Below are 13,136 nucleotides of genomic sequence, written 5' to 3' on the forward strand. Positions count from 1 at the left end.
CTCAGAACCCGAACCGTTCGTGGTTCATCTCGGGGACTTCATCTTCGAGCCACTCGCGGAACCACTTGACTCGCTTCAGACGGCGGTGGGCGATGCTCTCGGCGGTGTCGCTCTCGATGCGACGAGAGGCGTCGACGCCGCGCTGGAGGACGCGCTCGACCATCTCGGCGGCGTCCATGTGCGTGCGGGCCTCGTAGCCCATCCGCAGCAGCATGAGCGCCGTCCCGTTCGCGCCGACCTTGTCGAGGATGTCGGCCTCCATGAGACACTGTGTCTCCAGCGACACGTCCGACAGCGGTCCCTGATAGGAGTGGTCCTCGATGGCCTGGCAGACTTCGTCGATGAACGACTGCGGGAACTCGCCGTGCGAGGAGAGGTACTCCCGGGCGACGCGCGCGCCTTCCTCGGCGTGGACGTCCTGGTCGGCGTCGAGTTTCGCGATGTCGTGAAACAGCGACGCGACGGCGACGACGTCGACATCGGCACTCTCGCGCTCGGCGATGTGAGTCGCGAGGGCGACGACGTTGAGGATGTGGTTGAACCGGTAGTCGGCGCTGTGCCAGGGGTACCACCGCATCCGGCCGCCGTCGTCCTCGTTCTCCACGCTGGCGGCGAGATAATCGTAGACGAACCGCTTCATCTCCTCGAACTGTTCCTCGGTGACTTCCGTCTCTTTTATCTCGACCCCCACGGAGTCCACCTCCGATGGGAAGGGCTGTCAGTCATTGTTGCTCGAAGAGAGGGTCGTTTCGCTCTTAGGCGTTACGACAGGGCCGACGACTCCGAAAATCCGACGCGAGCGACCGACGCCACCGCCGACGCGTCGCCTCCCACCCCGCGGCGGGCGTGCGAATCCGCCGCAAAGCGAACCCGTAAGTGAGTTCGACGGGTCTCCACGTCTATGACCGAGTTACTGTACCTCGACGACACCGACGCGCGCGAGTTCGAGGCGACAGTCGAACGCGTCCTCGACGACAGAGTCGTCCTCGACCGAACCGCGTTCTACCCGACCGGCGGCGGCCAACCGAACGACAACGGGACGCTCCGTCTCGCCGGCGACGGCTCGGACGCAGCGTCCGAGACGTGGACCGTCACCGACGTCTCGAAGAAGGACACGGTGTACCACACGCTCTCGGAGGAGCCGCCCGAAGCGGGGACGACCGTCACCGGCCGACTCGACTGGGAGCGTCGGTACTCGCACATGAAGTACCACACCGCCCAGCACCTCCTCTCGGCGCTCTTGCTCTCGGAGTACGACGCCGAGACGACCGGAAACCAGCTGTACGCCGACCGGGCCTACCTCGACTGCGCGTACGGACGCTTCGACGAGGGCGACCTCGCCGACATCGAAGCGCGGATGAACGACCTCGTCGCCGACGCGATGCCCGTCCGGTGGTACGTGATGGACCGCGAGGAGGCCGAGGCGACGCTCGACCCCGAGCGCACTCGACTCCACCTCCTGCCGGACTCCATCACCGAGATTCGACTCGTCGAAATCGGCCCCGAGGACGACCCGTACGACCGGACCGCCTGCGCGGGCACGCACGTCGCGAACACCGACGAACTCGGTACCGTCGAAGTCACGGGTCGAGAAACGAAAGGTGGAGAGAAAGAGCGGGTGAAGTTCCGACTGGTTTAATCGCTCGACCGACCGGGTTCCGTTTTGGGAGTACAGACCCACGCGTCGGGTCGTATCCGGATCCGGTAGCCGAGCGACCGCAGCAACGACGCGACGTCAGCGGTCCGGTCCTCGCCGCCTTCGGTGTGCGGTTCGAAGTAGACGGTGGGGCGCGCCGACCGAAGCGTCTCGCGCGCGCCCCGAAGTGCCTCCAACCCGTACCCCTCGACGTCGATTTTGATGTGATCCGGTGGGGGAAGTTCACCGTCTTCACCTTCGCCCGTGTTGTCCGCGCCGACTCCGGCGACGACATCGTCGAGGGCGACGACGTGAACGTCGATTTCGTCGCGGACGCTCGCCTCCCACGCGCCGGCGTTTCTGGCGTCGAACGACCCGAGTTCGTCGTACGTGGAGCGGTGGAACCGACGGGTTCCGGTCGCCGCGCCGACGCCCTCCTCGCGGACGGTGATTCTATCTCCGAACCCGTTGCGGTCGACGTTCGCCCGGAGTTGTGCGGCTACGTCCGGGTTCGGTTCGAAGGCGACGATTCGGGTATCTGGTTCGCTGGCGGCGACGGCCAGCGAGTAGACGCCGGTGTTCGCGCCCACGTCGTAGACGACGTCACCGGGTTCGCAGGCGTGGAGGAGTCGGTGCAGCAACACGTCGTCGCCGTGTTTGTTGACGAGTTCGTAACTCCGAAAGCTCGCGGACCCGACGCGTTTTTTCGGTGCGTACCACTCGTGTCGGTGGTTTCGACGGACGGCCGCGTAGTACGCCGAGAAGACCACGTACCGGAGGCTGTACTGCGCCCGTCGAATCGCGCCGTCGATGCGTCCGCTCATAGCACGACGTTCGGGTGGCGGCGACAGAAGGGTTCGGGTTCGGCGTGTGGACCCACGGGTCCGGACCCGGCCTCGACGGGCGCCGTATCGCAGTCGAACCGCTGTCTCGGCGCTGGGACCGAACCCTGGTCGAAGGCTGCTTCCAAAAACAAGGCTAGCGCTTTCGGAACTGCTCGCCGTCGGTTCGCGTGGGTCGTCCGAACCACTATCGCTACGCGCGCAGTTCGCCGTACCGACGCACGTTCGCTTCGTCGTTCGACGGCCCGTGGTGAAATCTATGACCGACGAGAGTGAGAACACGACGGACGAACGCGAATCGACTCGACGAACCGTGCTGAAAACCGGCGCGCTGTCCGCTGGAGGTCTCGCGCTCGGTCTGTCGGCGACTGGCGGCGCGGCCGCCCAGACCGACGGGAACCAACCCCGGTACAAGGCGCTGTTCCAGTCGAACAACTTCAACCCCGGCGCGAGACTTCGCATCGTCTCCGGGGTGGTGAACTACACGCCGCAGCAGACCGGATTTACCGCCTGGAGCGACTACAACACGCGGATCGCCACGTACCTCAACACGAACGAGCGATTCCTCGTCTACCCCGCCGACGACGCGAACATCCAGCAGGGCCAGGTGTACCGCGTCCGCCCGAACTACTCGTTCCTGCCCGAGGACAACCAGGGGTTCGTCGACTCGCAACTGATTCCGGTGCAGGGCGACGGTGGCGGCGGCGGAAACGACAGTAATACCTGACTGCCGCTGCGGTCGGAACGCCATTCTTTCGGAAACCGAAGCGGCCAGCGCGGCGACTCCGTCAAGCCCCGAGCGTCCACCTAGTGGACGACGAGGCGAAGTTCGACTGCCTGCCGTCTCCGTAACTCACGGCGGCTCGCTGGCCCGGAGTGGAACGGCCGACGCGGTCCGGACGAAACCTCGCGTTCGGTGGCATGCCATCGCAAGCAGAAACTCCAATCCGGTCATCGCCCAACCGAAACACGAACTCGTCTCACCTACCGGAGTACCGAGAGCGCATCTGTTACACATGGAGGGATACGATAGTTCGCTGCGGCGGCGCGAGCTGCTCGCGGGAATCGGCGCAGGAAGCGTTGTAACGCTGACTGGTTGTGCGGCCGACGCCCGGACGCCGTCGGGACCGAAGCTCCGGCTCGGAACGCTCTATCCGCCGGTCACTCTCGACCCGATCGAGGCGCAGGACGTGGGGTCGAGACAGGCGATAAACCGGGTTTTCGACGGATTGTACGCGTACGGAGCGGGGACCGATATCGTCCCGCGGATCGCGACCGGCCGGCCGACGGTCTCCAACGGTGGTCGACGGGTCGACGTGACGATCGACGAACGGGCGCGGTTTCAGAACGACAGACCGGTCACGGCGGCAGACGTTCGGTACTCGTTCGAGGCGCCAGTCGAGGAGGAGGCGGCGACCGAGTGGATGGTCGACGTGCTGGAGTCGGTCGAGGTCGTCGACGAGAGGACGGTCAGCTTCCGGCTCCAGGAGCCGTATCCGGCGTTTCCGCACACGCTCACGCGACCGATCGTCCCAAAAGAGGCTCGTGAAGCCGATAGGGAGTCGTTCGCGACGGATCCCGTCGGAAGCGGGCCGTTCGAGGTTCGGAAGTTCAGCGAGGAGAAGAAGGCGCAACTCGTGCGCTGGGACGAGTACTGGGGCGAGCCGAAGCCCGCGATTGCGCAACTCACGTTCGCGTACGTCGAATCGCCGCTCACGCTCATGATGGGGCTTCGGACCGGCCGCAACGACGCGATCGAACCGGTCAGTCCGCAGGTGGCCGACGACATCCGCGACGTCACCGGCGCCTCGGTGAAGCGTCGAGCGGGCTACCGGACGTACTACCTCGGCTTCAACCTGAATCAGGGTCCGACGACGAAACCGAAGGTTCGAGAGGCGATCAGCCACTGCGTCGACCTGGACGAAGTGGTCCGGGAGTTGGTCGAACCGTCCGGGAGTCGAGTGTACAGCCCGCTTCCGCGCCGGGTCGCGGAGAACTGGGAGATGCCGATAGAGCAGTGGAGACAGATTCCCGTCCGCAAGAACACAGACCGCGCGAGACAGCTGTTTCGAGAGGCGGGCGAGACCGGCGGTCAGTTCGAGATTCTGACCTCGAAGGACCCCCTCTGGAAGGAGTTCGGCGAAGCGCTCGCCGGCGGTCTTCGCAACGCCGGCCACGGCGCGCTCGTCACCTCGAAGCCGTGGAAGCGGTACCTCGAGACGTTCGTCTCGGGCTCCGAGAGCGACTACTCCATCTTCGTCGGCGGCATCGCCGGAACGCCCGACCCGGACTCGTTTCTGTACCCGACGTTCCACGAAAACATGATCGGACGCACGAACGGGGTGTTCTACACCGACGACGAGGTGATGACCCGACTCACCGAGGCGCGGGAGACGACGGACCGTGCGCGACGACGGGGCCTCTACGAGACGGCGATCACGCGACTGCTCACCGACCGGGTCTGTCTCCCGCTGTGCTCGTTCGAGAACAGTTTCGCCGTCTCCGACCGGGTCCGCGACTTCAGGGTCCACCCCATCACCGAGGTCAACCCCCAGTTGACGACCGACGACCGCGTCGTGGGGGTGGACTCGTGAGCGACGACGGAGGCTTCGGCGTCGGAACGTCGACCGCACTCGGCGTCGGCGGAATCGTCGGTGGCGGAATCTACGCGGCGATCGGCATCGTCGTCGCCGCCGCCGGGGTGCTGACGTGGTTCGCCTACGCGCTCGCCACCGTCGTCGTGCTCTGTTGTGCCTACTCGTACGTGAAGCTCAACGAACTGACCGAGGAGAGCGGCGGGTCGGTCTCGTTCATCGAGGAGTTGACCGGCCGGACGACGACTGCGGGCGTCGTCGGGTGGACGCTCGTCGTCGGATACATCGGAACGATGGCGATGTACGCGTACGCGTTCGGTGCGTACGGGCAGATGATGCTCGGCGTGGAGTACGTCTGGGGACTCCCGCTTCGACAGTTCCTCTCGATAGGCGTCGTCGCCACGTTCGTCGGACTGAACCTCCTCGGTGCCTCCTCGACGGCCGCCGTGGAGCGGTATCTCGTGTTCGTGCAGGCGGGCGTCATCGCGGTCTTCGGCTTCGTCGCGCTCTGGTTCGGCTTCTCGAATCAGCTCCTCCAGAGCGGTCTCTCGGAGCTGACGCGATCGATTACGAGTCTCGACATCAACCCGTTTCTCGCCGCCTCCGTCGGCTTCGTCTCGTTCGAGGGGTGGCAGTTGCTCTTCTACGACCAGGATCAGTTCGACGACCCCGACGAGACGCTCGCCAAGGGCGTGTTCCTCTCGATTCCCATCGCGGCGTTCATATACGTCCTCGTGGGGTTCGTCATCACGAGCCTCCTTCCCGAGGAAGTGGTCGCCGCCCAACCCGAGGCGGCGCTGCTGTACGGAGCCCTCGTCATCTCGAAGTGGCTCGCGCTCGCCGTCGGCATCGCCGGACTCATCTCGACGGCGAGCGCCATCAACTCGACGATATTCAGCGAAGCCCTCTTCGCGAAGAACCTGATCTCCGAGGGTATCCTCCCCGACAGAATGGGCGACGCCGACGAGCAGGCCGCTCCGCCGCGGACCGTCCTCGTCATCGGCTTCTTCACGGCGGCGTTCACGAGTCTCGGCAGTCTCGAAGCCGTCGTCGAGTTCGCGTCGCTCTCGTTTATCGCGGTCTTCGGCGCGATGAGCGCGCTTACCTTGACGAACCGCGATAGGGGCGACATCAACGTCGTTCCCCCACTAGTCGGCACCGTCGGGTCGGTCGCCTTCTTCGCCATGCTCACGTGGTATCTCTACGCACAGCTTCCGTCGGTGTTCTGGCTCGTCGTCGGCATCGCGGTCGCGGTCTTCACCGTCGAGGCGCTGTACTTCGAGCGCGAGTCGCTCGAAGAAGGGATGTAGGGCGTCTACCCGAGACCTCGCCTGATTCGTGTGTCGGTCGTGGTGGGGCGGGCGCTCGGTCTCTCCCTCCCGTTTCGAGGACCGTGGCCGGTCGCGAAGGTCCAGTCACGGCCGCCGATTGAGGTTCGACTAGCGGTGTCTCGACTCCTGTCGGTCGGCGACGTTCGCAGAAAGTAGTCCCGGACGGATCTCCATCGAAGTCCCCAGAGAAATGCAGTACACCGATTCGAAGCCCAAAACAGGAGAGTAGACTATCGACGGAATGCTTATTTGAGAGACTGGACAACTATTCGTCAGTGCCTGAAACAACGACGGACGAGCGGCTTCGTCGGTATCTGCGGGACGAACTGGGCGAGTGTCGAAGTGAGGACCTCCAACAACGACTCAGTGAACTCGACGACCTCGAAGCACTGATCGATGAGGAGACGATCTCGAGTGACGTTCGGACGCTATCGGCGCTCGGTAACGAGACGCGATATCGACTCGTTCGAATGCTCGTCGAGGCGGACAGCGAGCTCTGTGTCTGCGAAATCACGCCGCTGATGGACGTTAGCGATAGCGCCGTGAGTCACGCGTTCTCCACGCTAGTAGACGCTGGACTCGTCCGCAAACGAAAGGACGGTCGCTGGCGAAAGTACCGGGCGACGACGAGAGCGAACGCGCTTCTCGCCGTTCTCGACGGAACACGGTAATCTACTCTTCGTCTGCGTTACCCGCATTGAATTCACCGACTGCTCAACTACCACGAGTCACGGATCGGAACCGTCAGTAACTGGCTAATTCCACCTCCCGATACCTCTGTCGAGGTGATCTTCCAGCCGTCGAGTGAAAGGAGCGTCCTCCCACTAACGGGTGAACCGAAGAAATTATTTAAACATTTGTTCAACTGTTTGTCTGTGAGTGTCGAAGCGGATCGGGAAGACAGCGAACGAAGCCGAACAGAGTCGATCTCCGTTCGCTGCGTTATCGTTGTCTCGAGAACGCTTCAAACGCTCAAAATCATCAACTATGGTCGAGATAACCGTCTTCGAAGACGCGATGTGTTGTTCCACCGGCGTCTGCGGACCGGACCCGGACAAAGAACTCGTCGCGTTCACGCACGCAGTCGATAGTCTTATTTTAGTACTTCCTCAAGTATCTGTATGAGCGACGATGTCGTGACGTTCGGATTCGTTTGTGTCCAGAACGCCGGTCGAAGTCAGATGTCCGCTGCGTTTGCAGAGCGGGAACGGCAACGACGCGGCCTCGAAGATCGCGTCGAGATCGTCACGGGTGGCACGATGCCAGCCGACGAGGTTCACCCCGAAGTCGTCGAAGCGATGCGAGAACTGGATATCGACCTGTCGGACCGCGTACCGCGGGAGGTCAGCGACGAGCAACTCAACGCGTGCGACGTCGTCGCGACGATGGGCTGTTCGACGCTCGAACTCGACGCCAACGTCGAAGTTCGAGACTGGGACCTAGACGACCCCCACGGGCAGGATATCGAACGCGTCCGCGAGATTCGCGACGAGATCGAGCGGCGGGTGGTCTCCCTTTTCGACGAACAGTTCACCGATCAGTAGCTGGTGAGTCGCCGCTCTATGCATCCACCGACCGGGTGAAGAGCGCGAACGTCTACGACTCGCTGAGAATCGACGTCGACGGACCGTTCGGAAGGAGCCGGCCGGGAACCACCCTCGTCAGAACGACCATTCCCGTGAGTTCGACCAGCGTCTGGGTCACGACGACTGCCGGTGCGAGCGCGTACCCCGACGGTAACGCAAGTGCCAGCGGAAGGATGACGAGCGAGTTCCGCGTTACCGACGTGAACACGAGCGCACGACTCTCGCCGATGTCCATCTGGAAGAGACCCGCCGCGAGCCGACCGAGCAGTGGCATCACGATCAAGAACGCGACGTACACCGGGACGACAACCGCAATCTGGCCGATCGAGTCCTGCACGCGAGGAAGCTGAGATGCGATTACCACGAACAGCGTCGCACCCATCATCGGAACCGGTAACCAGCCCATAGCGCCCTCCCAGCGGTCGCCCGTCTCGGAGCGGTCGGCCCAGAACTCCGTGAGCCACGCGAGCGTCAGCGGAAGCGCGATAATCAGGACGAACGCCTCGATGAACGGTCCCGCCTCGACGAACTCCGCCACTTGCTGACCCATGAGCAGCCACAGGTACGCCGGGAGCAACAGCAGTTGGACGAGCATCAGTACCGGCGTCGCGGCGGTGATCTGCTCGGAGTCTCCCCCCGCGAGTTCCGTGAACGTGATGACGTAGTCGATACAGGGCGTCAGCAGCACCATGAACGCACCCACGAGAATCACCGGATCCTGCGGCAGAAACCGAGTGAGACCGAAGACGACGACCGGGACGACGAGGAAGTTCATTCCGAGGGCTGCCGCCATGAACCGCCCATTCGTGAACGCGTGGCGGAGCCTGGTGAACGGAATTTCGAGGAACGTCACGTACAACAGCACCGCCAAGACGGGATTGATGAGCGGTTCGAAAAGCGAGCTCACGCTCGGTTTCCCGAGACCAGCGACGATTGCGAGTGTGACCGCGACTCCGTAGACTACGACTTGATTCTGCTGGAGTCGGTCCTTCGTACCCATCTGGACGTTGTTTCGAGAGCGAAGAATAAACCGCCGTTGCTGTGGCCCGACGCGATCACCCGGCGTTTGGAACTCCGTCGACAATCTCGAGGTCGACACGCACCCAAATATCGCTACAGACGATAGTGACCTCTCTACCGATCAGTTCGTTGGTTGTTTCGAAAGCGTAAAGGAGAATGTCGAACCCTCCCCGGGGGTAGAATCGACCCAAATCTTACCAGCGTGATTCTCAACGATCTCCTGACACAGCGAGAGACCGATTCCGGTTCCGGGAGACTCGTCGTCGCGGTGAAGTCGCTTGAAGACCTCGAAAATCCGCTCGGTGCTGTCCGGGTCGATACCAATGCCGTTATCGGTGACCGAGAACTGCCAGTGATCGGTCCGTTCTTCGGCGGTGATTTCGACAGACGGGGGATCGGAGTCGTTGTACTTGATGGCGTTCGAGATGAGATTGTTGAACAGCTGATCGAGTTGCTTCCTATCCCCCACCACCGTCGGGAGTGAGTGGGTCACGATCTCTGCGCCGCTTTCTTCGATCTGCATCCGAAGATCGGCCGTGACCCGTTCGATGACCGCGTCTCCCTCGACCGGTTCGAACTCCCCGTCGGCCTGTTCGATCCGCGAAAACGCGAGGAGATCGTCGACCATCAACCGCATGCGATCGGCCCCGTCAACCGCGAAGTCGATGTAGTCTTTCGCGTCCTCATCGAGTTCATCTCTGTATCTGTTCTCGAGCAGTTGCAGGTAGCTGGAGATCATCCGCAACGGTTCCTGAAGATCGTGGGAGGCAGCGTAGGCGAACTGTTGTAGCCGGTTGTTCGACTGTTGAAGCTGGTAGATCGTCCTCTCGAGTTCCGCTTCACGGGCGACCTGTTCGGTGATATCGCGGGTGAGCGCAACGTGAGCACTCGTACCGTCGGGACGACGAAGCGGTGCTGCGTGCGTTTCCATGTGGCGACGTGTACCATCCAGCCCGACGATGTCGAACTCCAAGGTCCCGTGTTCACCCCGACAGATCTCCTCGTTGAACTCGCGAAACTTCTCACGGTGTTCGGGGGCGATCAGGTTATAGACGCATTCTCCGGTCACGTCCGATTCCGAATCGGCTTCCACCATCTCCAGTCCGGCGGGATTCATCTGGAGAAGGGTACCGTCGGGAGCGACGGTCTTGATACATTCGGGCGTGGTTTCGACGAGCGCACTCAGATGCTCGGTGCGCTCGTGTAACTCCTGCTCTCGCAGTCGGCGTTCGAGTTCGTACTTCACCCACTGACCCATCGACTCGATAAACGCGTGTTCGTCGTCCGAGAATCCGTGCTCTCTCGGTTCGGAGGTGACGAAGAAGAACGTCCGATCGGCATCGCCGGACAGCTCGACGTAGGTCCCCAGATACGCCCGGATACCGAACTCCTGATAGACGGTGATATCGTCGTATCCCTCCCCGTGAGGGTCCGAGACGCTCCCGGCGGCTTTGATTTCTGTGGCGGCAGTACAGTAGGTCTGCGACAACGGAAGCTCGACGCCGGGCTCGAAGTGTTCGTGCTCATCGCTGATCAACTCGACCTCGAACCAGTCGTCCTCCGTATCGACTCGGGCCAGAGCCCCAAGTTCGAGATCGAACCGATCGCAGCCCAACTCGAACAAGGCCTGGAGTTTCTCCTCGAACGTCTGATCCGAACTGGCGATAACCTCGTTTAGCCTGTTTGCGCGCCGCTGGCGCCCCTCTAGTTCCGCTTTCGCGTCGGTCTGCTCACGGAGCGTTCCCAACATCCGCTCGACCTCGCGAGCGGGCCGTTCCGGACCGAGGAACTCCGAAGGTGGCGAGTAGTAGGAGTTGTGGCTCACCCTGTTGCCGTGAATCAGGTGAGGGTGGGTGTTGATGACGTCGCGGATGACTTCCGGCTGGAACCGGTTTCGGTTGTACTGGCAAAGCGCCATCCCGTTCACGTCCCGAAATAGGTAATTGGCTTTACTCTCGCACTTTAAGAGGTCGTCGACGGGGGCGTCATCGTCGAGGATAAACGTCATCTCGCCGGTCACTCGGAGTGCTTCGTACTCCTCAGCGGCTTCAGTAATGGCGTCGTCAAGGAAGGCGAGTGTATCTTCCGGGTCGAACGATCCGTTTCGAAGATAAGTCTCCTGCTCGTCGTGAATCGACAACGCTCCTGATTCGAGGGCGTCGTCAACGTCAATACCCCGGGACTGCATCGCCTCTACGACCGTTTCCCGGGAGTTTTCGTTCGTGATGTAGACGCATCGCTCGCCTCGTTCGAGGCCCTGACGGATGTAGGGGACGACTGCCGCGAACTGTTCGTCGCGGTTCTCGTAGATGAGAGCAAGATGGTCGTTAGTATGTTCGTGGTCGCTGGGGGGCTCGACGGGCCCGGTGAACGCTAGGCTTTGACGCAACGCTTTGAGGCCGTGCTGAGCATCCGACACGGTGCGTTGAGTTCCCTCTTCAACCGACTTATTCATTGGCCAGGTTATCTGCCCAGTACGGTTAAAAGTAGTGCTACAACGCTACAGGGAGGAGTTACCAGATACTGCCTCGTTGGTCTGTTCCCACGTGGTGAGGAAGGATGAGACTGTCTCTGAGAATTTCGTTTTAGATGTACCGTTTTAACTGTAGAGGTAGGGCTGTGACGATGGCTCGAGGGATGACGCAAGGGTTACCGGTACAGAAGGACTCGCACCGATTTGGAGATAGTCCCGGGCGGATTCGAACCGCCGTCAATGGCTCCAAAGGCCATTATGATTGGCCACTACACCACGGGACTGGACGGAGTCGGTCGGTTCCAACTGCGTAAAATCGGTCGTCCTCCGGCTATTAGTCGTTTCCGCTCTCGGTCCGCCGGTCGGTCAGTCGCGCTGTCTCTCCACCGCGTAACTGCCACAGTTGGGGCAGACGTGATACTGCACGTCGTACCCTGTTTCGCACGACAAGCAGACGTACGGAAGGTTCTCCTCCGGAGTGAGCCCCGCCAACCGCTTGAGTCTACTCAGCGTGCTCTCGGCCCCACCCATGACTCGGCCTCTCGCTGAACGTTCTTAGTTCTATGTTCGTTCACGATGGACGACAGAACAGTTCAGTCGGCGAAATTCTCCGGTTCGACTTCGAGATACCGACAGGCGTCGGTCTCGGGGTCGAAGCAGTCCGGGCACTCCGAGTTCCGGTCGATGATGGTGTCGAGGCGCTCGGCGACGGTGTCGTCGATGACGCTCTCCAGTTCGCGGGCCTCCCCCCGGAAATCCTCGACTTCGAGGACGTTCGTCAGAAACCGCTCGATGATGCAGTACGTCTGGAGTGCGTCGCGGGCGCGGACGATTCCCTCGTCGGAGAGGCGGACGCCCTTGTACTTCTCGTGCTCGGCGAGTCCCCTGTCTTCGAGTTTCCCGATCATCTCGTTGGCGCTGGCGGGGCTCACGTCGAGCATCTTCGCGAGTGCGCCCGTCGCCGCAGGGCCGTCCTCCATCTCTTGGATGAGGTAGATGGCTTTCAGGTACTGGTCTGCCGTGTTCATCGGTAGGCTCCGCTCATTCTCGTGTCTCCATGATTTTGGTCACCTCTTCGACGCCCTCGGCCTCTTCGGCGCGGATGTCGCGGAGGACCGAGAGCAGACGCTCCCGTTCGATAGAGAACGTCGCGTCGCTCGCCTCGATGCCCTCGATGAGGTCGTCGTAGAACTTGTAGGCGGTCTCCTCGTTGCAGAGTTGGTCGTAGAGGACGCCGTCGAAGTCGTCGGGTTTCGTCTTCCCGTAGCGCGCTTCGACGAGCGTCTCGATGTCCTCGAACGGGATGCTCTCGGCGTCGAGTTCGTCGATGATCGCTTCCAGTCGCTGGCGGTGTTCGGCGGACTCGTCGGCGGCGTGTTCCAGTAGCTGCTCTATCTCCGCGTCGAGTTCACGCTCGTCGGCGGACAGGGACTGGTAGTGGTGGTACGCGCGGGCTTCGACCACCTCTTCCAGCACGATTCCTATCTGGAGCAGGCGTGCGAGTTGGTGGTCCGAGCCCACACGGTGGCCGACGCTCACGGGGTCGACCCTCCGTTGCTGTTCGATACCCTGTCAGTCATACCTCTTGGTCTGCGTGTGACGAACTTAAACGGTTCCCTCTCGTCGACGCTCGGTTACGACGTTGGCCTCGTAG

At 62.1% G+C, this 13,136-nt stretch carries 12 protein-coding genes, 1 tRNA gene and 1 pseudogene; 7 read left to right on the forward strand and 7 right to left on the reverse strand.

Features of this window, described 5'->3' with window-relative positions; genetic code table 11:
• Position 1: 1 nt before the first annotated feature.
• Complete coding sequence (locus LAQ74_RS09865; protein ID WP_224332383.1) at positions 2–691, reverse strand: HD domain-containing protein; 690 nt, start codon at positions 689–691, stop codon at positions 2–4.
• Positions 692–901: 210 nt separating this feature from the next.
• Between LAQ74_RS09865 and LAQ74_RS09870 the strand changes: the two genes are divergently transcribed.
• Positions 902–1,639 carry an alanyl-tRNA editing protein gene (locus LAQ74_RS09870; RefSeq protein ID WP_224332384.1) on the forward strand — a complete coding sequence of 246 codons (738 nt, stop codon included), beginning with the start codon at positions 902–904 and terminating at the stop codon, positions 1,637–1,639.
• Here LAQ74_RS09870 and LAQ74_RS09875 read toward each other — a convergent pair.
• Positions 1,636–2,460, reverse strand: a complete 825-nt coding sequence (locus LAQ74_RS09875) for an FkbM family methyltransferase (protein ID WP_224332385.1) — start codon at positions 2,458–2,460, stop codon at positions 1,636–1,638. The two genes, LAQ74_RS09870 and LAQ74_RS09875, sit on opposite strands and share 4 nt — an antisense overlap.
• Before the next feature lie 277 nt (positions 2,461–2,737).
• On the opposite strand from LAQ74_RS09875, the gene LAQ74_RS09880 reads away from it, so the two are divergent.
• From LAQ74_RS09880 to LAQ74_RS09905, 6 genes and pseudogenes are all read left to right on the forward strand, one after another.
• Positions 2,738–3,205 carry a hypothetical protein gene (locus LAQ74_RS09880; RefSeq protein ID WP_224332386.1) on the forward strand — a complete coding sequence of 156 codons (468 nt, stop codon included), beginning with the start codon at positions 2,738–2,740 and terminating at the stop codon, positions 3,203–3,205.
• 289 nt (positions 3,206–3,494) lie between these two features.
• The gene (locus LAQ74_RS09885) at positions 3,495–5,072 is read left to right on the forward strand and encodes an ABC transporter substrate-binding protein (protein WP_224332387.1); all 1,578 of its coding nucleotides are present in this window, start codon (positions 3,495–3,497) and stop codon (positions 5,070–5,072) included.
• Positions 5,069–6,382 carry an APC family permease gene (locus tag LAQ74_RS09890; RefSeq protein ID WP_224332388.1) on the forward strand — a complete coding sequence of 438 codons (1,314 nt, stop codon included), beginning with the start codon at positions 5,069–5,071 and terminating at the stop codon, positions 6,380–6,382. The genes LAQ74_RS09885 and LAQ74_RS09890 overlap by 4 nt, the downstream gene beginning before the upstream one ends.
• A 296-nt stretch (positions 6,383–6,678) precedes the next feature.
• Positions 6,679–7,074 carry an ArsR/SmtB family transcription factor gene (locus LAQ74_RS09895; protein WP_224332389.1) on the forward strand — a complete coding sequence of 132 codons (396 nt, stop codon included), beginning with the start codon at positions 6,679–6,681 and terminating at the stop codon, positions 7,072–7,074.
• Between the two features lie 316 nt (positions 7,075–7,390).
• A pseudogene (locus LAQ74_RS09900) lies at positions 7,391–7,498 on the forward strand (arsenic metallochaperone ArsD family protein); the annotation flags it as partial.
• Positions 7,499–7,524: 26 nt separating this feature from the next.
• A complete protein-coding gene (locus tag LAQ74_RS09905) occupies positions 7,525–7,947 on the forward strand; it encodes an arsenate-mycothiol transferase ArsC (protein ID WP_224332390.1) in 423 nt (140 codons plus the stop codon).
• Between the two features lie 52 nt (positions 7,948–7,999).
• Here LAQ74_RS09905 and LAQ74_RS09910 read toward each other — a convergent pair whose 3' ends face one another.
• The 5 genes from LAQ74_RS09910 to LAQ74_RS09930 all read right to left on the reverse strand — a co-directional run bounded on the left by LAQ74_RS09910 (position 8,000) and on the right by LAQ74_RS09930 (position 13,021).
• Positions 8,000–8,989: an arsenic resistance protein gene (locus tag LAQ74_RS09910; RefSeq protein WP_224332391.1), complete on the reverse strand. Its 990-nt coding sequence runs from the start codon at positions 8,987–8,989 to the stop codon at positions 8,000–8,002.
• Between the two features lie 141 nt (positions 8,990–9,130).
• Positions 9,131–11,464, reverse strand: coding sequence for an MEDS domain-containing protein (locus LAQ74_RS09915; RefSeq protein WP_224332392.1), 2,334 nt, complete (start codon positions 11,462–11,464; stop codon positions 9,131–9,133).
• A 229-nt stretch (positions 11,465–11,693) separates the two neighbouring features.
• Positions 11,694–11,766: transfer RNA gene (locus LAQ74_RS09920), tRNA-Gln, on the reverse strand.
• A 309-nt stretch (positions 11,767–12,075) separates the two neighbouring features.
• Positions 12,076–12,510 (reverse strand): metal-dependent transcriptional regulator, encoded by a 435-nt coding sequence (locus LAQ74_RS09925; RefSeq protein ID WP_224332393.1) that lies wholly within the window; start codon positions 12,508–12,510, stop codon positions 12,076–12,078.
• Positions 12,511–12,523: 13 nt separating this feature from the next.
• Positions 12,524–13,021: a ferritin-like domain-containing protein gene (locus LAQ74_RS09930; RefSeq protein WP_224332394.1), complete on the reverse strand. Its 498-nt coding sequence runs from the start codon at positions 13,019–13,021 to the stop codon at positions 12,524–12,526.
• Positions 13,022–13,136: the final 115 nt, after the last annotated feature.

It is taken from the genome of Haloprofundus halobius, from assembly GCF_020097835.1.
GTDB lineage: Archaea > Halobacteriota > Halobacteria > Halobacteriales > Haloferacaceae > Haloprofundus > Haloprofundus halobius.